Source organism: Streptomyces angustmyceticus, from assembly GCF_040701845.1.
GTDB lineage: Bacteria > Actinomycetota > Actinomycetes > Streptomycetales > Streptomycetaceae > Streptomyces > Streptomyces angustmyceticus_A.
Genome location: NZ_JBFBHQ010000002.1, coordinates 110,089 through 128,236, shown reverse-complemented (window position 1 = coordinate 128,236; position 18,148 = coordinate 110,089). Strand labels below are relative to the sequence as shown.

The 18,148-nt window shown below is 73.5% G+C and carries 12 protein-coding genes; 5 read left to right on the top strand and 7 right to left on the bottom strand.

The annotated features are described in order from the left end of the window. The first annotated feature begins 164 nt into the window (after positions 1-164). From AB0411_RS04520 to AB0411_RS04505, 4 genes are all read left to right on the top strand, one after another. The gene (locus AB0411_RS04520; RefSeq protein ID WP_366415741.1) at positions 165-3,011 is read left to right on the top strand and encodes a SpoIIE family protein phosphatase; all 2,847 of its coding nucleotides are present in this window, start codon (positions 165-167) and stop codon (positions 3,009-3,011) included. Between the two features lie 180 nt (positions 3,012-3,191). Then, positions 3,192-4,727 (top strand): sugar ABC transporter ATP-binding protein, encoded by a 1,536-nt coding sequence (locus AB0411_RS04515; protein ID WP_366415740.1) that lies wholly within the window; start codon positions 3,192-3,194, stop codon positions 4,725-4,727. After that, the gene (locus AB0411_RS04510) at positions 4,724-5,764 is read left to right on the top strand and encodes an ABC transporter permease (RefSeq protein ID WP_366415739.1); all 1,041 of its coding nucleotides are present in this window, start codon (positions 4,724-4,726) and stop codon (positions 5,762-5,764) included. Before AB0411_RS04515 ends, AB0411_RS04510 begins: the two co-directional genes overlap by 4 nt. A 92-nt stretch (positions 5,765-5,856) precedes the next feature. Next, positions 5,857-6,972 (top strand): substrate-binding domain-containing protein, encoded by a 1,116-nt coding sequence (locus AB0411_RS04505; protein ID WP_366415738.1) that lies wholly within the window; start codon positions 5,857-5,859, stop codon positions 6,970-6,972. 138 nt (positions 6,973-7,110) lie between these two features. Here AB0411_RS04505 and AB0411_RS04500 read toward each other — a convergent pair whose 3' ends face one another. The 5 genes from AB0411_RS04500 to AB0411_RS04480 all read right to left on the bottom strand — a co-directional run bounded on the left by AB0411_RS04500 (position 7,111) and on the right by AB0411_RS04480 (position 14,906). After that, positions 7,111-7,914: a hypothetical protein gene (locus AB0411_RS04500; RefSeq protein WP_366415737.1), complete on the bottom strand. Its 804-nt coding sequence runs from the start codon at positions 7,912-7,914 to the stop codon at positions 7,111-7,113. A 761-nt stretch (positions 7,915-8,675) separates the two neighbouring features. Then, positions 8,676-9,296 (bottom strand): L-threonylcarbamoyladenylate synthase, encoded by a 621-nt coding sequence (locus AB0411_RS04495; RefSeq protein ID WP_366415736.1) that lies wholly within the window; start codon positions 9,294-9,296, stop codon positions 8,676-8,678. A gap of 121 nt (positions 9,297-9,417) precedes the next feature. Beyond that, positions 9,418-11,139 carry an acyl-CoA dehydrogenase family protein gene (locus AB0411_RS04490; RefSeq protein ID WP_366415735.1) on the bottom strand — a complete coding sequence of 574 codons (1,722 nt, stop codon included), beginning with the start codon at positions 11,137-11,139 and terminating at the stop codon, positions 9,418-9,420. Between the two features lie 94 nt (positions 11,140-11,233). Further along, the gene (locus AB0411_RS04485) at positions 11,234-11,809 is read right to left on the bottom strand and encodes a PadR family transcriptional regulator (protein ID WP_366415734.1); all 576 of its coding nucleotides are present in this window, start codon (positions 11,807-11,809) and stop codon (positions 11,234-11,236) included. A gap of 82 nt (positions 11,810-11,891) precedes the next feature. Then, a complete protein-coding gene (locus AB0411_RS04480) occupies positions 11,892-14,906 on the bottom strand; it encodes an ATP-binding protein (RefSeq protein WP_366415733.1) in 3,015 nt (1,004 codons plus the stop codon). 363 nt (positions 14,907-15,269) lie between these two features. Here AB0411_RS04480 and AB0411_RS04475 point away from each other — a divergent pair, with 363 nt between their 5' ends. Then, positions 15,270-15,695, top strand: coding sequence for a DUF779 domain-containing protein (locus AB0411_RS04475; RefSeq protein ID WP_366415732.1), 426 nt, complete (start codon positions 15,270-15,272; stop codon positions 15,693-15,695). A 259-nt stretch (positions 15,696-15,954) separates the two neighbouring features. On the opposite strand, the gene AB0411_RS04470 is transcribed toward AB0411_RS04475, so the two are convergent. Both AB0411_RS04470 and AB0411_RS04465 read right to left on the bottom strand, forming a co-directional pair. Continuing rightward, entirely contained in the window at positions 15,955-16,902 is a 948-nt protein-coding gene (locus AB0411_RS04470; protein WP_366415731.1) for a hypothetical protein, read from the bottom strand. Between the two features lie 244 nt (positions 16,903-17,146). After that, positions 17,147-18,139: a LacI family DNA-binding transcriptional regulator gene (locus AB0411_RS04465; protein ID WP_366415730.1), complete on the bottom strand. Its 993-nt coding sequence runs from the start codon at positions 18,137-18,139 to the stop codon at positions 17,147-17,149. Positions 18,140-18,148 lie beyond the last annotated feature (9 nt).

Below are 18,148 nucleotides of genomic sequence, written 5' to 3'. Positions count from 1 at the left end.
TGTGCCCCAGGCCCTCTCCGCCGCTCACGATCAGTACCGTTATATGGGCAAAGATCTACAATGAGACGGCATGGTGCGGCTGCACTGCCGAGTGACCGAAGGGTGCGGCTGCTCCGACGTACGGGCGGCCACAGCAGCACGTACCGATGTGGGAAGTGATCGGGATGGGGCTCGTGGGAGCGGACATCGGCCCCGCGCGCGCCCGTGAAGAGTTCCTGCGCGGGGGGACGGTCGAGGGGACCGTACGCAGCCCGATCCTGAATTCCTGGCAGCGTTCGCGGTCCCTGGGCCTCGCGCCGGAGGGCTGCGAGCTTCCCTACCGTCCGGACATCGATCTGGACGGCCGCCTCGTGCGCGCCGCCACCCCCGTACTGGACCGGCTGCAGGCCAGGTTCGCGGGCCGGAACATGAACGTGTCCCTCGCCGACGGGCACGGGGCCGTGCTGCAACGGCGGTTCGGCGACACCTCGCTGGTCAGGCACCTGGCAGCGATCCAGAGCGTCCCGGGGTTCGTGTTCGCCGAGGAGTTCGCGGGCACCAACGGGATCGGTCTGGCCCTCGCGGAGCGGCAGCTGATCAATGTGTACGGCGCCGAGCACTTCGCCGAACGCTCCCAGGCCAATGCGTGTGCGGCCGTTCCCGTCCGGGACCCGCTCAGCGGACGCATCGAGGGCGTCCTGTGCTTCGGCTTTCCGCCCACCGACGCGGATGCGGCGCTGAACCACGTGATCAGCAGGGCGGCCGGCGCCATCGAACGACGGCTCCTGGAGCAGAGTTCGACGCGGGAGCGTGCCCTGCTACAGGCGTACCTCGATGCCAGGAGCGGCGCCCCGGCCGGCGACACGACGGCCGACGGGCAGCCGGGCGGGCTCGCCGAGAGCGGCCTGGACTGGCGTGACGAGATGATCCTCAAGGAGCGGGCCACCGAACTGATCTCCTCGGCGCAGCGGGCCGCCGTCGAGGTCCCCCTGCCCGGCGGGCGGCGGATCACCTTGCTTAGCCGCCCGGTGACCAGTCCCTCCGGGGTGGAGGGCGTCGTCATCGAGGCCGTCCTCCCTTCCCCGCACCAGCACCTCGCCGTCCTCACCACGGCGGGCGCCGCCCCCGGCCCGCCGGCCCCGCTGATGCTCGCCCCCGCCCCGCCGCCCGGTCCCCTTCCCGGCGGCGAACCGGAGCGGCCGGCCACGTCGGTGCGTCCGCCCGATGCGCTCGGCGCCGCCGGTCAGCCCGCCGCCGGGGCGGCGGGCGGGCTGGTGCTGATCGGCGAGCCGGGGGTGGGCACGTACGCGGTGGCGGCCCGGCGGCGGCTGGAGCTGCTGACCGAGGCCAGCACCCGCATCGGCACCACACTGGACGTGAGCCGCACCGCCCGGGAGCTCGCCGAGATGGCCGTCCCGCGGCTGGCCGACTACGTCACCATCGACCTTCCGGAGGCCGTGCTGCGCGGCGAGGAGCCGACCGATCCGCGCGCCGGCCTCCACCGCACGGTGGTCCACGGGATCCGCGACGACTGCCCCTTCTACCCTGCCGGTGAGCAAGTCGACCTGCGCCCCAGCACGCCCCAGCTCCGCTGCCTGGCCGACGGGCAGCCCGTGCTCGAACCGGACCTGAGGACGGCCGGCGGCTGGATCGCCCAGGATCCCGCGCACGCCCGGCGGCTCCTCGACCACCACATCCACTCGCTGATCGCCGTGCCCCTCCTGGCCCGCGGCATCGCCCTGGGCACGGCGAGCTTCTACCGTTCGCGGGACCCCGCGCCGTTCGGGGACGACGACCGTTCGCTGGCGCAGGAACTCGGCACCCGCGCCGCGATCTGCATCGACAACGCCCGCCGTTTCACCCGCGAACACGCCATGGTCCTCGCGCTGCAGCGGAGCCTGCTGCCGCAGAGCATCCCCGAGCAGAACGCCGTCGAGGTCGCCCACCGCTATATGCCCGCCGAGTCGCGGGTCGGCGGCGACTGGTTCGACGTCATCCCCCTCTCGGGAACCCGTGTCGCCCTCGTCGTCGGGGACGTCGTCGGCCATGGCGTGCACGCCGCCGCCACCATGGGCCGGCTGCGCACGGCCGCGCGCAACTTCGCCGAACTCGACTTCGGCCCGGACGAAGTCCTCACCCATCTCGACAATCTCGTGGGCCGCCTCGACCGGGACGAGGGCACCGAGGACACCGCGGGCAGCACCGGCATCATCGGCGCCACCTGCCTGTACGTCATCTACGACCCGACCACCCAGCAGTGTGTGATGGCCCGGGCCGGCCACCCGCCGCCCGCGCTGGTCCGCCCCGACGGCACCGTCACCTTCCCCGAGCTCCCCGCCGGACCGCCGCTGGGCCTGGGCGGACTGCCCTTCGAGACGGCCGAGTTCACCCTCCCCGAGGGCAGCCGGCTCGTTCTGTACACCGACGGGCTCATCGGGGGCCGGCACCGCGACGTCGATACGGCCCTCGACCAGCTGCGCGGCGCCCTGGCACACGCGGCCCGTCCGCCCGAGGAGACCTGTGAGGCGGTGGTCCGGGCCGTGGTGCCGGAGCATCCCGCCGACGACATCGCGCTGCTCGTCGCCCGTACCCACGCCCTGGACCCCCAACGGATCGCCACCTGGGACCTGCCCGCCGACCCTGCGCTCGTCTCCGGCGTCCGCGCCGCCGTGACCCGCCAACTGGCCGATTGGGGACTGCACGACGTCGTCTTCGCCACCGAGCTGCTGCTCAGCGAGCTGGTCACGAACGCCATCCGCTACGGCGCCGCCCCCATCCAGGTGCGCCTGCTCCACGACCGCACGCTGATCTGCGAGGTGTCCGACGCCGGCAGCACCGCCCCGCATCTGCGCCATGCGGCCACCACCGACGAGGGCGGGCGCGGCCTCTTCCTCGTCGCCCAACTCGCCCAGGCGTGGGGCACCCGCTACACCTCCGGCGGCAAGGTCATCTGGGCCGAGTGCGCCCTGGGGGCGCCCGCGGGCGGGCCCGACGCGGCCGCGGCGTATTTCGACGACATCCCCGCCCTCTGACGGCCCCTGCAGCATCTCGGACGAAGCGGGACGTAGCATGACGCACGTGCGGTAACCGGTACGGGTGGCGCGCCACCGGACCAGCGGGCGCGCCGCCCCGGCCGCCGGGAAGCGCCCCCGCAGTACCCGTCAGTCGGGACGAACCCAGCAGGACCAAGAGGCCGACCTCCGGAGAAGTCCGTGCACGACGCTCCTGACCGCCCCCCTCCCCCGCGCCGTGCCCCGCAGCCCCTGGTCCGGGTGCACGGCCTCAGCAAGCGGTTCGGCGGCACCGTCGCGCTGGACCGCGTCGACCTCGACATCCACGCCGGCCGTGTCCTCGCCCTGCTCGGCCCCAACGGTGCCGGGAAGTCCACCCTGATCAAGGTGCTCGCGGGCGTCCACCACGCGGACGAGGGCGAGGTGAGCGTCGCCGGGCACCCGCTCGGCACCGAGGCGGCCTCCCGCGCCCTGTCCTTCATCCACCAGGACCTGGGCCTGGTGGACTGGATGACGGTCGCCGAGAACATCGCCCTGGGTGCCGGCTACCCGCGCCGCGCGGGGCTGCTGTCCCGGCGGATGGTCCGCGGGCAGGGCACCGCGGCCCTGGACATCGTCGCCGCGCATCTCGACCCGGATGCCCAGGTCGCCGGCCTCCCGCGCGCCGAACGCTCCCTGGTGGCCCTCGCCCGCGCCCTGTCCACCCGGGCCGACGTCCTCGTGCTCGACGAGCCGACCGCCAGCCTCCCGGCAGCGGACTGCGCCCGGCTGTTCGACGTCCTGCACACCCTGCGCGACCAGGGGCGCGCCATCGTCCACGTCACCCACCGGATCGACGAGGTGTACAAGGTCGCGGACACCTTCGCCGTCCTGCGGGACGGACGCCTCATCAGTCAGGGCCGGGTCGCCGGCTACCCCCCGGCCCGCCTGGTGCGCGACATCGTGGGCCGCGAACCGGGCGGCTACCGGTTCGCCCCCGCGACGGGTCCGCCCGTACTGGTCCTCGACCGCGTCCGGACCGGGAACACGGCGCCGGTCAGCCTGGAGCTGCGCGCCGGGGAGATCCTCGGCATGGTGGGCCTCACCGGCGCGGGACACCGGGAACTGGGCCGTGCCCTCGCCGGCGCCGGGCCGCTCACCGGCGGGCGGGCGCTGCTCGACGGCCGGCCGTACGCCCCGCACACGGTCACGGCCGCCGTCCGCTCCGGCGTCGGCTTCGTCAGCAGCGACCGTCAGGAGGAGGGCTGCGCCGCCGAACTGACGGTACGGGAGAACTTCCTGGCCAACCCCCGGGCGAGCGGGGTGCCGTCCTGGCGCCTGCTCTCCCCCCGCCGCGAGCGCGCCGAGGCGGCGGACCTGCTGGAGCGGTTCGCGGTGTCGCCCCGGGACACCGAGGCGCCGATCGCCACCCTGTCCGGCGGGAACCAGCAGAAGGTCATGGTCGGCCGGTGGCTCCGGGCGAACCGGCGCCTGCTGATCCTCGAAGAGCCGACCGCCGGGGTGGACGTCGGCGCCAAGACGGCGCTCTACCGCCTGCTCCGGGACGCACTGGCCGACGGCCTCGCCGTCCTGCTCCTCTCCACCGACTTCGAGGAGGTCGCCCGGGTGTGCCACCGCGCCCTGGTGTTCGTCCGCGGGGCGGCGACGGCCGAGCTGAGCGGCGCGGCCCTCACGGTCGCCGAACTCGCCCGTGCCTCCTCGGCGATGACCGCGCTCACCGGGACGGTGGAGCCATGACCCGCTCCCTCCGTCCCCTGCTGGGCCGCCGGTCCGGGCACCTCCTGGGCGCCTACGGCCTCCTGGCCCTGGCCGCCCTGCTCTTCCTGGCCTTCTCCCTCGCCCTGCCGGGCACCTTTCCCACCCTGGACAACATCTCGGAGATCCTCTCCAACCAGTCGATCCCCGCGCTCCTCGCCCTCGGCGCCATGATCCCCATCGTCACCGGCAACTTCGACCTGTCCATCGGCTACGGGCTCGGCCTCGCGCACGTCATGACGATGCGGCTGATCGCCGTCGAAGCGTGGCCCTGGCCCCTTGCCTGCCTGGTGGTGGTCCTCGGCGGGGCGGTCGTCGGCGTCTTCAACGGGGTGGTCGTGGAATTCGCGCGGATCGACTCCTTCATCGCCACGCTCGGCACCGGCAGCATTCTGTACGCCCTCACCGGCTGGATCACCAACGGCGCCCGGATCGTCCCCGGTCCGCACGGCCTGCCGGCGCCCTTCACCGACCTCTACGACTCCCGGTTCCTCGGCCTGCCGGTCTCGGCGTTCTACGTCCTCGCGCTGACCGCCGTCCTGTGGCTGCTCCTGGAGCGGCTGCCGCTCGGCCGGTACCTGTACGTCATCGGCGCCAACCCCCGCGCCGCCGAGCTGGTGGGCATCCCCATCCGGCGCTACGTCGTCCATGCGTTCGCCGGATCGGGGCTGGTCGTCGGTGCCGCCGGGGTCCTGCTCGCCGCGCAGCAGCGGATCGGCAACCCCAGCGTCGGCCTGGACTATCTGCTGCCCGCTTTCGTCGGTGCGCTGCTCGGGTCCACCGCGATCAGGCCCGGCCGCCCCAACGCCCTGGGCACGCTGGTCGCCGTCGTCGTGCTCGCCATCGGCCTCGCCGGGATCGGCCAGCTCGGCGCCCAGTTCTGGGTCACCCCGCTGTTCAACGGCGCCACCCTGCTGCTCGCCGTCGGCATGGCCGGCTATGCGGCCCGCCGCCAGCTGCGCCGACGGCGGACGAACCCGCCCCGGGCCCGGCACGACGCGGTCCACGCCGGCTCATGACCCCCGGCCCTCCCCCTCGTGCCGTCCCTCCGCAAGGAGCGCCCGTACGCGCGCGGCGCAGGGCCGTCCTGGGCGGCGCCGCCGTCATCGCGATGGCGGCAGCCTGCCTCGTCGGCTGCGAACGCGGCGCCTCGTCGGGGGCCGCGTCCTCCTCGCCGGGCCCGGCGTCGTCCGGCTGTCCCGCCGTCCTGGCCCGGGCCCGGGCTGCCGTCGCACGGGCCGAGCAGCCCCGCACCACCTGGGACGGCCCGACGAGCGGGCCCCGGGCGGTCGCCGGCGGAAGAATCGTCTACGTCGCGCAGACCATGACCAACCCCGGCGTCGCGGGAGCCGCCAAGGGCGTACAGGAAGCCGCGAAGGCCATCGGCTGGCGCGTGCGGGTGATCGACGGGCAGGGCACTCCCGCCGGTATCCAGGCGGCCTTCAGCCAGGCCATCGCCCTGAAGCCCTCGGGCATCGTCATCGGCGGCTTCGACCCGCGCCTGACGTCGCAGCAGGTCGCCAAGGCCCGCGCGGACCACATCCCGCTCGTCGGCTGGCACGCGGTCGACGCCCCCGGCCCGAGCAAGGACCCGGAACTCTTCAGCAACGTCACCACCCGGGTCCGGGACGTCGCGAAGGTCAGCGCGGACTGGGTCATCGCCCACTCCCGCGGCCATGCGGGAGTCGTCGTGTTCACCGATGCCTCGATCCCGTTCGCCCGGCACAAATCCGAACTGATCAAGAAGCAACTGGCCACCTGTCCGGGCGTGCGGCTGCTGGCGGAGGAGAACATCCCGATCCCCGACACCAGCAGCCGCACTCCCCAGGAGGTCTCCTCGCTGCTCTCCCGCTTCCGGGACCGCTGGACCCACTCCGTCGCCATCAACGACGTCTACTTCGCCGACGCCGCCCCGGCCCTGCGCGCGGCCCGCAGGAAGGGCGGCGGCGCCCCGTTCAACATCGGCGCCGGCGACGGCGACCCGTCCGCCTTCCAGCGCATCAACAGCAGGCAGTTCCAGGCGGCCACCGTCCCCGAGCCCTTCTCCCAACAGGGCTGGCAGATCCTCGACGAGTTCAACCGCGCCTTCTCCCACCAACCGGCCAGTGGCTACGTCGCCCCCGTCCACATCTCCACGGCCGCCAACAGCCGCGGCGCCACGACCTGGGACCCGCCCGGCTACCGCGCGGCGTACCTGAAGATCTGGGGGAGGCAGCCGCATGGGTGACACGACAGGTGCGCACCCATGGTTGCGCACCTGTAGGTGCGCATCTGGGGAGGGTGGCTTCCGGGCGGGGCGTCGTGGGGCCGGGCCGCGACGACCGGAAGTCGCGGGGGGCGGGACGGCCCCCGTGCGGGAAGGGCGCTACCCGAGGAGCACTCCGCTCACCGTGCGCGTCCGGACCACGCCGCGAGCTGCGGGAGCATCGGCTTCCACCGGAGCACCGGGGGCCGAGAGGGTGAGGGTGTTCGTCACCTCGATACCGGCATTGCCGAAGGACAGCCGGGCGCGCACGAGGCGTTGCCGCCCGTCGACCCACGCATCGGCGTGGACCGGGAAGGTCCCTCCGAGGGACTCCCGCATCTGGGCGGCCTTGGTGCGGGTCTCCGGCGACATCCGGAGCGTGATCGTGGAGTAGTCGAGGACGCCGCGGTAGTGCACGGCGGTGACGCCGTCGATCTTCTCCTCCCCGGCCTTCGCGACGTACCGCATCGCGGCCACCTGGCGCAGCAGGTGCTCGGGGTCGTTCACCGGCGAGCGCAGCAGATAGTGGGTTTCGGTGTCGTCACGGTCGATCGCCGCCCACTTGCCGGCGGCCGCCGGAACGCCCCGCAGGTAGACCGTGCCGCCGGTGAAGATCTCCTCCACCTGATCGACCGCCCCTCCCGGCAGGTTCACCGTGAGCCGACCGGTGTGCCGCGCCAGGTCGAAGCGCCCTCGCACGGCGAGGGAGTACGTCTCGCCCCGGCCGCCCAGGGTGATCTTCTCGTCGAGCCGGGCAGCGTCGCGGCTCGTCGCGGCCACGGCTGCCCGTACGGCCTTCTCATGTCCGGCGGACTCCGCCGCCGCATCCTCCGCCTGGTACTGGGGCTCGCCTTCAACGGCCCCTGAACATCCGGCACTTAACAGCATCGCCGCGCCCAGCGCGAGGAAGGCAGCACGTCGCATGGTTCTCTCCAAGGAATTCCGGCCCGAAGCGATCCCGCCCGGCCGTATGGATGTTCGCCAGGGAATAGTGCCATATGCCGCCTTACCCGACTCCACCTGATTTTCGGGCACTTGGCGCCACAGGGGGCCGGAGGGGCAGAGCGGCAAGGGCGCGCGGGACGGCTGCCCGACCGCGCTCGCAGCTGCCCGGCCCTGGACCGGTGGGCCGTGCGGCCGAGGGGGACGCGGAGTCCCGCTGTCGCGGGAACAGCCCCGGGCCGAGAAGACCCGGGGTCGGGGCACCGGGTCCGTGACGGTCTTCGGCGCCGGCCGCGTGGGGCGCGATGGCCTCGGAGAGGACGGCCGGCTGACCGGTGGTGGCGAGGGCGTGCTGCGTGCCGCCACCCGTGAGGTCCCGGACGGCCGCACTGCGCCGGCAGGGCACGCCGGCCCCGGTCGGGATCGGGGCGGGGGCGGAGTTCGACATCATGACGGTGCTGACCGAGGGGATCGGCGTCCGGGGAGTGGGCGAAGGGGACGCCGTGCCCGCCGCGTTCGTCCCCCGCCTCGTCCGCTGCACCGGCAGGGCAGGCTCCCGGTGGAGAAGCTCGTCACCGCATTCCGCTTCGAGGACGTCGAGGAGGCCGCCCGGGCGTCCTCCTCGGGCCGGGTCATCGAGCCGGTGCCGACCTCCGACCGAGCCGGTCCGGCCGGGACCGGTACCGGAGCGGGGCCGGCACCGAGCCTCGGCCGGTGCCGGCGGTTGTGGCGCCCCGGCCCGGCTACTCGAACCGGGCGGGGTCACCCGCGCCGCGGCGAACGATCTCGACGCCGTCGCCGGAGAAGTCGATGACGGTGGTCGGCTCGGTGCCGCAGTCGCCCGAGTCGATCACCGCGTCCACCACATGGTCGAGCCGCTCCTTGATCTCCCACCCCTGGGTCATCGGCTCCTCCTCGTCGGGCAGCAGCAGGGTGCTGGAGAGCAGCGGCTCACCGAGCTCCGCGAGCAGGGCCTGGGTGACGCCATGGTCCGGGATCCGGACGCCGACGGTCTTCTTCTTCGGGTGCAGCAGCTGGCGCGGCACCTCCTTCGTCGCGGGCAGGATGAAGGTGTAGCTGCCGGGCGTCGCCGCCTTCACCGCGCGGAACACATCGTTGTCGACGTGCACGAACTGGCCCAGCTGCGCGAAGTTCTGGCACACCAGGGTGAAGTGGTGACGATCGTCGAGGTTGCGGATCGACCGGATGCGGTCGATGCCGTCGCGGCTGCCCAGCTGGCATCCCAGTGCGAAACAGGAGTCGGTCGGGTACGCGATGAGCGCACCGGAGCGGATGCTCTCGGCCACCGTGCTGATGGTGCGCCGCTGCGGATTGTCGGGGTGCACATCGAAGTATTTCGCCATCCGTCGAGCCTACGGGATCAGGCCACCCGTGCTCCTATGGCAGGAGCGGCGGGCCCGGCCGGGACCCGTGGGTGCCGGCCGGGCCCGCCGCTCCGCAGTGCGGCCGACGGGGGCTGCGGGGTTACGGCGCCATCTCGTACGCCCCGGCCAGCGCCTCGACGCGCTCCCAGACGCGGGCCGAGCGGGCCTCGTCGACGACCGGACGGCGGACCGCGCCCAGCGCCCAGCTCTGCTGCTCCGCGGTGGCCGAATCCTTGCCGTGCAGCTCCACGGCGTGGGCGGAGTAGTCGCGGACGAGGACGGCGAACAGCTCGTCGAGCACGTCGGCGTCGAGACCGGTCAGGCGGGCCTGCTCCAGGATCAGCTGGCCGTGCACGACCAGCGCGAACAGCTGGCCGACGGCGAGCAGCAGGTCGAGGTCGCGGCTCTGCGCCTCGTCGGGAGCGGCGGTCGTGACGAACTCGCAGAGGGCGTCGGCCTGCTCCCGGAAGCGGGCGACGTTGGGCACCTCGGCGTAGGCGTCGAAGGCGGCGCGCCAGTCGTGGAAGCGGATGGCGCCCAGGCCGCGGGCCGGTCCCTGCCGGAAGAGGAACGCGTCGTCGGCCGCGTCGAGGCGGGTGGGCACCTCGTCGTACTCGGCCGGATTGAACAGGTGGTTGCCCATGAACTTGAGGATCAGGGCGAGGTTGACGTGGACCGTGCCCTCCAGCTTCGGCAGGCCGCGGATCTCGGTGGCGGCCTGGGAGAAGTAGGTGTCCTTCTCGAAGCCCTTGGCCGCGATGACGTCCCACATCAGGTCGATGACCTTCTCGCCCTCGGTGGTCACCTTCATCTTCGTCATGGGGTTGAAGAGGAGGTAGCGGCGGTCGTCGGGACCGGCCGAGCGGAAGTAGTCGACGGCGCGGTCGCTGAAGAGCTTCATGCCGACGAGGCGGACGTAGGCGTCGGTCAGCTCGCGGCGCACATGCGGGAAGGCGGTGACGGGGCGGCCGTAGAGGATGCGGTTCTGGGCGTGGGTGACGGCCTCGTACATCGCGTGCTCGCAGATGCCGATGGCGCCGGTGCAGAGGTTGAACTTGCCGACGTTGACGGTGTTGAGGGCGGCGTCGAAGGCGGCACGGCCGGTGTGCAGGATGTCGTCCGCGCCGACCGGGTAGTCCTCCAGGCGGAACTCGCTGACGTACTTCGAGGAGTCGACGACGTTCTTCACGAGGTGGTACGCGGAGTGGCGGCTGTCGGCGGCGAAGAAGACATAGCCGTCGGGGCCCTCGATGTCGGTACGGCGGCCGAAGACGGAGACCAGGCCGGCGGCGTTGCCGTTGCCGATGTAGTACTTGGAGCCGGTGGCGCGGAAGCCGCCGTCGCCGTCGGGCTCCAGCAGCATGTCGGTGGAGTAGATGTCGGCGCCGTGGGCCTTCTCGGACAGGCCGAAGGCGAACACCTCGCCCTGGGAGAGGAGTTCGGCCGCGCGGGCGCGGACGGTGGCGTTGTCGCTCTGCCAGACCGGGCCGAGGCCCAGGATGGTGACCTGCCAGGCGTACCAGTAGTCGAGGCCGTAGAAGCCGAATATCTCGTTGAGGGCGGCGATCCGGGCGGTGTCCCAGCGCTTGTCCGGCTGCCCGTCGGCGGCGGAGGCCGGGGTGAGGAAGGTGGCGAACAGCCCTTCCTTGGCGGAGAACTCCAGGAACTCCGCCAGCCAGGCGCGGGAGCGGTAGTCCTCGATCAGCCGGCGCTTGCCGCGCGCCTCGAACCAGTCGACGGTGGCGCGCAGCAGCCGGCGGGTCTCGGGGTCGAAGTGCGCCGGGTCGTAGGTGCGGGGGTTGAACAGGAGCTGGTCGGCCATGGCGGGTCGCCTTTCCGGATCGGGGGTCGAGGGTCGTGACGGACGGTTTCCGGGCGTGCCGGTGGACGGCGGGGCCCGGGTCGTGGGTGCCGGTTCAGCGCTCGGGGCCGCTCGGGTGGCGCGCGGCGAGCCGGTGGAGGGTGGCGAGCACGTCGTCGAGCCAGGCGAGGGTCATCCGCTCGTAGGCGATGCCGCCGCGCAGCACGACGTGCTGGAGCTCTTGCCCCGCGTCGGGCGTGGCGGGCGCCTGGGGACCGGTGAAGTCCCGCCGCTCTCCGGCGAGATAGTGCGCGAGCCGGTCGGTGTGCGCCCGGTGGTGCCGCTCGACCTCGCGGATCAGCGCGGCCGGATCGTCGAACGCCGCGCCGCGGATCTTCACGGCGAGGTCGTGGCGGACGCTCTCGGGCTCGATCGGCTCGTGCAGCCACGCGGAGAGCGCGGCCCGGCCCGGCGCGGCGACGGAGTACTCCTTCTTGTCCGGCCGGGCCTGCTGCGGCACCTCGCGGACGTCGATCCAGCCGTCGCTCTCCATCCGCTTCAGGACGCGGTAGATCTGCTGGTGGGTGGCGGTCCAGAAGTATCCGATGGACCGCTCGAACCGCCGGGCCAGCTCATAGCCGGAGCCCGGCTTCTCCAGCAGGGAGACGAGGATCGCGTGGTCGAGCGCCATGCCCCGATCCTTCTATGCAACTTGTTGCATAGACAAGTGGGCACCGCCCCGGTGAGACGCGGCTCACCCCGCGGGCCGCACGTCAGGACTCCGCCGTGCGGCCCCTCCCGCCGGCCTGCGCCGGACCGCGCCCCTTGGACGCCACCGCGCCGTTCCCCCTGGCCTCCGCCGTGCCGCTCCCCCCACGAGACCTCTCCGCAGCCGCCATGGCCGCGGCGAGGTACGGGCGCCCCGCGATCCCGAGCTTGCGGTAGGCGCCGGTCAGATGGGTCTCCACGGTCCGCAGGGTGACGACGAGGAGTTCGGCGATCTGTTTGTTGCTGTATCCCTGTGCCGCCAGCGTGCAGACGCGTTCCTCCCCCGCGGTCAGCGCCCCGGGCCCCGCCGTCCCGGCTCTGCCGACCCGCCCCCCGGCGAGGTGCAGCCGCTCCTCCAGACGCGCGGCGAGCACCGTGGCACCGCACTCCACGGCGAGGTCCAGGCCGCGGCGCAGCGCCCGGCGGGCGCCCCGCTTGTCGTCCCGGTGCAGCAGGGCGAATCCGAAGTCGTCCAGCGCGCGGGCGAGTTCGAGGCGGGCGGGTGCGGGGGCGAGGACGTGGACGGCCTCGGCCAGCATGTCCAGCCCCCGGGGTCCACCGGTGGCCGCCCCCGTCGCCCGCAGCGCCATCCCGAGGGCGCGGGGGATCTGGCAGCGCCGGGCGAGGTCGAGCTCCTGCTCGGCCAGCGTGCGCGCCGATGCGGGGTCGCCCAGGGCGAGATGGGCGGCCGCGGCGCGGGAGCGCCAGGGTGCCATCGCGGGGGTGACCATCCCCGCGGCCTCGCAGTGGTGACCGCACTCGCGGAGCAGGGAGAGCCCCGCCCGCAGGTCCCCCTGCGCGATCCGCAGGGCCGCCAGGCTCATCAGGAACCGGGGCTGCTCCCAGGCCACTTCGGTCTGTCCGGCCACCGAGTGCGTGAGCGCGATCCGCTCGGCGGCCTCGGTCCTGCCCCGGGCGAGGAGGGCATCGATCCTGATGGTGTCCAGGCTCAGTGCGTACGGGAGCCGCCCGGCGGCGCACGCCTGGTCGGCGGCGGTCTGTGCGGTGGCCAGGGCTTCGGTGACGTTCCCGCGGCGCAGCGCCAGCCCCGCCTGATAGACCATCAGGGAGGAGACCAGCAGCTCCATGCCCTTGCCCGAGACCTCCCGGGTGAGATGGCGGTTGAGCCGGTCGGCCGTGTCGAGCTCGTCGAGGTACAGCAGCGTCTGGGCGACGAAGTAGTGCAGCGGGAACAGGTCGTGGGAGAACGCCGGCAGGTGGACGGACGCACGCTCGACGAGGCCGGCGATGTAAGGGGCGGGCAGGGCCGCCCGCAGGGCGCGAAAGGCACGGATCGCGAGCAGTTGGCGTTCCCCGGCGGTGCGGTCGGCGAGGTCGTCGTCCGGGTCGGGGTCGGAGGCCGGGGCCGGGGCCTGGCATCTGGCGGACGGCCGCTCGAACTCCATCCACGAGCGCAGCGCCCCCATGCGCAGCGCCAGTTCCCGGTCGGCTGCCCCGGCGTCCGCGGTGCGCCGGTCGCACAGCGCCGCGATCTTCCGGTCGACGCTCGACAGGTCGGTGCGGGAGCCGCGGGACATGAGCAGGGAGTAGGCCAGCACGCCCAGGGCGTCGCTGCGGGCCGTCTCGTCGGTCAGCTCCTCCAACGCGCTGGTGACGCAGGAGATGGCCAGCCCGGCATCGTAGTGGCTGGCCGCGGTGCCCAGGTCCAGGAGCACTCGGGCGCGTTCGGCACCGTCCAGCGGCTGGTCGAGCGCGGCGCGCAGATAGGTCACGGCCGTTTCTGGTGCACCGCGGTGCAGGGCCCCGGTGGCGGCTCGGCGCAGCACCGGCAGGACCCAGGAGCCGTGCACGGGGCCGGCCGCCAGCAGATGGGCCGCGACCTCCTCGTCCGGACGTCCGCTGAGGCAGGACACCTGGGCGGCCCGCGCATGGCCGGCACCGAGTTCCTCGGGCGACAGCATCCCGAGCACCGTGTCGCGGACGACCGGATGGGTGAAGCGGAGGTCGCCGTCCGCCCGCAGCAGGCCCAGCGACCGCAGGTCCCCGGCCGCGGAGAGCACCACCGCCCGTCCCGTCCCGCAGTACGCGGCGAGCAGTTCGGGCGGCTTGCGGTCGCCCAGGAAGGCCAGCGCCCGGGCCAGCCGCACGACCTCGCCGGACGCCTGGCAGAGCCGGTGCGCGATCTCCCCGGCGAGCGTCGACAGCAGGACCGTGGGGATCCGGTCCCGGAACGCCGCGGTGGGCCGCACCCCGCTGCGCTGTGCCTGGTGGAGCAGGGCGCGGACGAACAGCGGGTGCCCGCCGGTGGCGGCGTGGCAGGCGGCGCAGAAGGCGTCGTCGGGCTCGGCCACGTCCCAGAGGGTGCGCACCAGCGCTCCCACGCCGGCCACGTCGAGCGGCTCGACGACGAGGGTGTGGCATTCCGCGGGGCGGACCAGCTCGGCGAACAGCGGATCGAGCCGGTTGGCCTCGGCGCTCCGGGTGGTCACCGCGATCAGCACGGGGTGGCTGTCCGACCGCCCCATGAAGTGCACCAGCCATCGCAGGGACGGCTGGTCGATCCACTGCAGGGCGTCGACCGCCAGGAGCAGGGGCTGCCGCCGGGAGAGCCGGGAGACGAGTGCGTCGAGTCCCCGCAGCGTGGCCGCCGTCGCGCCCGCGGCCTCCGGCAGCGGACCGGTGGCCGCGTCGTCCAGCGCCCGCAGGGTCGCGGCTGCGGACCCTTCCAGGAGGCGGGCGCGGTCGGTATCGGAGGCGGCCGCCAGCAGGGGCTTGAACAGCTGTCGTACCGCGCCGAAGGCGAATTCGCGCTCCAGCGGATGGCAGCGGGCCCGCAGCACCCGGAACTGTTTGTTCCGTTCCCACCAGGTGCTCAGCAGGACGGTCTTGCCGACCCCGGCAGACCCTTCGAGCTGTACGACGCGGGACCGGCCGGACAGGACCTCGGCGGCCACGGCGTCGAGGGTGGCGAGCTCGCGTTCGCGCCCCACCAACGGCCAGTCGTCACCGCATGCATCACGGGAATGTCCGAACGTCACCACTTGCTCAACTCTCGTCATGTGCATCTGGTTTTCGAGACGTTCGGTGGTGGTGGTCGGTTGCCTGAGCTGGGCGGCCGGGCCTGCGGACCCGCCGGCCGGCCCGCCCCCCGCTCGTGGCGAACCGCCGCCCCGTCGACGCGCGGTCCCCTGATCCGACCCGCCCGCGCTCGTGTGCAACCACCTCGCAACGTTGCAGGGAGTTAACTGGGGTACTGCCTCTGTGGCGGCTCGGTGACGGCGATCCGGCCCGTTCGGCCGGTTCGCCGCCGTGCCGGGAGCGCCATCCGTTGTGGCCGGTCGAGAGAGGAATCCCCACGTGTACCGACAAGAGACCGACAGTCCGCAGGTCAGCGCCTCCGTGACAGAAACGGGGCGGCTTTGATGAGCGGCGGCGAGGGGCAGGCGGAGGCCACCGGGGACGCCGTACGGGAGGGCGCTTCGCGTATCGCGCTGAGCGCCGCGGCGACCGAGCTGCTGCGCCTGCTGCACGCCCAGCACGGCCCGCTGATGTTCCACCAGTCCGGCGGCTGCTGCGACGGCAGCGCCCCCATGTGCTACCCGGCCGGGGAGTTCCGTACGGGGTCGTCGGATGTGCTGCTGGCCCGGCTGACCGTGGAGGGCGTGCCGGAACCGGTGGGGTTCTGGATGTCGGCGGACCAGTACGAGCGCTGGCGGCACACCCACCTGACGGTGGACGTCGTACCGGGGCGGGGCAGCGGCTTCTCCCTGGAGGCGCCGGAGGGCGTGCGCTTCCTGATCCGCTCACGGCTGTTCACCGACGAGGAGCGCGCGGCGCTCGGCGAGTGACGTGCCGGTCGCGGCGACGGCGGCCGAGCGGGGCCGGTCACGCCGGACCGGGCCGGGTCGGGCCGGAAGGGGGACCGGAGACGCAGTGAGGCCCCACACACGGGGGAGAGCGTGGGGCCTCACTCTGGAAAACGGCTGAAAGGCGTCCCGGGTTCCCTCTAGGTGAAAATTCCGCAAGAAAATCTTGTGGATGGGGTGGAGGCGAGGGGCTGCACGGGTGGCGGCAGGTACCGGGCGCCCTCGCCGGCGGCGCCGCCGCTCAGGCGTCGTCCTGCACCAACCGCTCCAGCATCGCCTGGAAGTCCGCGTCCGCCACCACCCGCAGCCCGTCACCGTCCAGCCTGCTCAGCGGCGTCATCACGCCCCGGCGCCACCAGAAGACCCTGGGGCTGATGGCGCCCGCCGCGTCCTCGTGCCCGGCCGCCGCGAACTGCGCCATGGCCTGCAACGCCGGGATCACCTGTGCGTCGTGGATGCGGTGGAACGCCAGCTGGTGGCGGAACGGCAGCGCGACCAGCGCCCCGTCGGGGGTGAGCCCGGTGCCCATCAGCCGCTGCACCAGTTCGTCCAGCACCAGCACCCGGCTCGCGGTGAAGAAGGAGTCGCCGAGCAGCACCTCGAACGCCGAGCCGTCGCCGCGCCGCACGGTCTCGTGCCCCTCGACCGGCAGGGCGCGCAGATTGTTCATCGCCCGGATGCGCAGCTCCGCCATATCGCCGAGTTCGGTCAGGGAGTCCTCGCTCAGCATCTGCACCGCCTCGGGCAGATCGAGGGCGAGCACTTCCCGCAGTCCCGGCGCCGGCGCGCGGCCGTAGCGGAAGGAGTCGGAGGCGGGCAGCGTCTCCTGGGCGACCACCCGGGGGTAGAGGCAGGCCCGGATCTCGTCCTCGCTGAGGATCTCCAGGGGCTGCGGGCCGTCCATCGTGCGGAGCACCTTGCCGACGTGGTCCCGGATCAGCGCGGGCCAGCTGCGCTCACCGCGCCGGTCGCGGTGGCACACGGCGGCGAGGTTGCCGAGGCCGAACTGCCGGCCCGCGGCGTCGGTGACCACCCCCGCATACGCGGTGACTTCGAGCCCCTGTTCCGCGAAGGCCTGCCGGACCTGCGATCTGAAGACGCCGCCCTCGCGCTCGGAGAAGAAGCCGAACTCCCCGTCGCGTGCCAGGTCGCGGGGATCCCGCTTCGGTCCTCGGCGGAACAGGCCCATCTCTTCCTCCCGGCAGCGGCCACGCACAACGGCCTCGAATGGGCCGATCGTAACCGGTGCGTCGCCGCCGCCGCCGTCCTGACGCAGCCGTCCACGGCAGTGACCGGCGCAGGGGGCGAGGCGCCGGAGTTGACGGGGCGAAGACGGCCGGAGGCGGGCCCGTCCCGCCGTCGTGGCAGGTGACGGCCCACCCTCCGCCGGTGACGCACAGCCGGCCCTCGCCGGCATGATGCCCCGTCAATTCTCAGCCGGAGTCCCGGACGACGAGCCGCGGGGCGAGCCGGACCGTGTGCCGCGGCCCCTGCTCACCGCCGGCGGTGCCCCGGCTCAGCAGGCGGGCGGCCTCGGCGGCGAGTTCGCCGACGGGCTGGCGGACGGTGGTCAGCGCGGGGTCGGCGAGGCCCGCGAGCGGGATGTCGTCGAAGCCGGTGACGGCGACCTCGCCGGGCACGTCCGCGCCCAGCTGCCGCAGACGTTGCAGCGCACCGGCGGCGATCAGGTCGTTGGCACAGATCAGGGCGTCCGGGCGGGACGGCCAGAGGCGGTCGACGGCGGCCCGTCCCCACTCCACCGAGAAGTCGCCGAGCGCGATGCGCCCGGGGGCCTCGGGGTCCAGCGCCGCGGCCCCCGCCTCGTAGGCCGCGCGCCGCTCGACCGCCGCCGACGCCGTCCCGGCCGCACCGACGAAGCAGGGGCGACGGCGGCCGGTGGCCGCCAGGTGATCGAGTACCAGGGCCATACCGGCCGCGTTGTCGACGGCGACGGAGTCGGCGACACCGGGGCCGCATCCGCGGTCGAGGAGCACCAGCGGCACCCGGGCGGCCGCGCCGGCCACCGCCTCCCGGCTGCGCCGCTCGTCGACCGGTATCAGCAGCAGGGCGTCGACCTGCCGCCCCAGGAACGCGCCGATCCGGGCCGCCTCGGTCACCGGGTCGTCGTCGCAGTCGGCGAGGAGGACGGCCCGCCCCTCGGCGTGCAGGGCGTGCTCCAGCTCCCGGACGAGGGAGGGGAAGAACGGGTTGGTGATCTGCGGCAGCACCAGTCCGACGGTGCCGGTGGAACGGCTGCGCAGGGCGCGGGCCACATGGTTGGGCCGGTAGCCCAGGCGCTCGGCCGCCGCGCGCACGGTGCGTGCGGTCTCGGCGCCGACCGGACGGGTGCCGGCCAGGACACGGGAGACCGTGGCAATGGAGCAGCCCGACGCCAGCGCGACATCCTTCAACGTGACTTCGGCCACCGTCTCCCG

Bases quoted from the DNA above. Each gene is read 5' to 3' on its own strand.
- AB0411_RS04520 (WP_366415741.1), top strand. From the start codon at position 165: ATGGGGCTCGTGGGAGCGGACATCGGCCCCGCGCGCGCCCGTGAAGAG.
- AB0411_RS04510 (WP_366415739.1), top strand. From the start codon at position 4,724: ATGACCCGCTCCCTCCGTCCCCTGCTGGGCCGCCGGTCCGGGCACCTC.
- AB0411_RS04505 (WP_366415738.1), top strand. From the start codon at position 5,857: ATGGCGGCAGCCTGCCTCGTCGGCTGCGAACGCGGCGCCTCGTCGGGG.
- AB0411_RS04500 (WP_366415737.1), bottom strand. From the start codon at position 7,914: ATGCGACGTGCTGCCTTCCTCGCGCTGGGCGCGGCGATGCTGTTAAGT.
- AB0411_RS04495 (WP_366415736.1), bottom strand. From the start codon at position 9,296: ATGGCGAAATACTTCGATGTGCACCCCGACAATCCGCAGCGGCGCACC.
- AB0411_RS04490 (WP_366415735.1), bottom strand. From the start codon at position 11,139: ATGGCCGACCAGCTCCTGTTCAACCCCCGCACCTACGACCCGGCGCAC.
- AB0411_RS04485 (WP_366415734.1), bottom strand. From the start codon at position 11,809: ATGGCGCTCGACCACGCGATCCTCGTCTCCCTGCTGGAGAAGCCGGGC.
- AB0411_RS04480 (WP_366415733.1), bottom strand. From the start codon at position 14,906: ATGACGAGAGTTGAGCAAGTGGTGACGTTCGGACATTCCCGTGATGCA.
- AB0411_RS04475 (WP_366415732.1), top strand. From the start codon at position 15,270: ATGAGCGGCGGCGAGGGGCAGGCGGAGGCCACCGGGGACGCCGTACGG.
- AB0411_RS04470 (WP_366415731.1), bottom strand. From the start codon at position 16,902: ATGGGCCTGTTCCGCCGAGGACCGAAGCGGGATCCCCGCGACCTGGCA.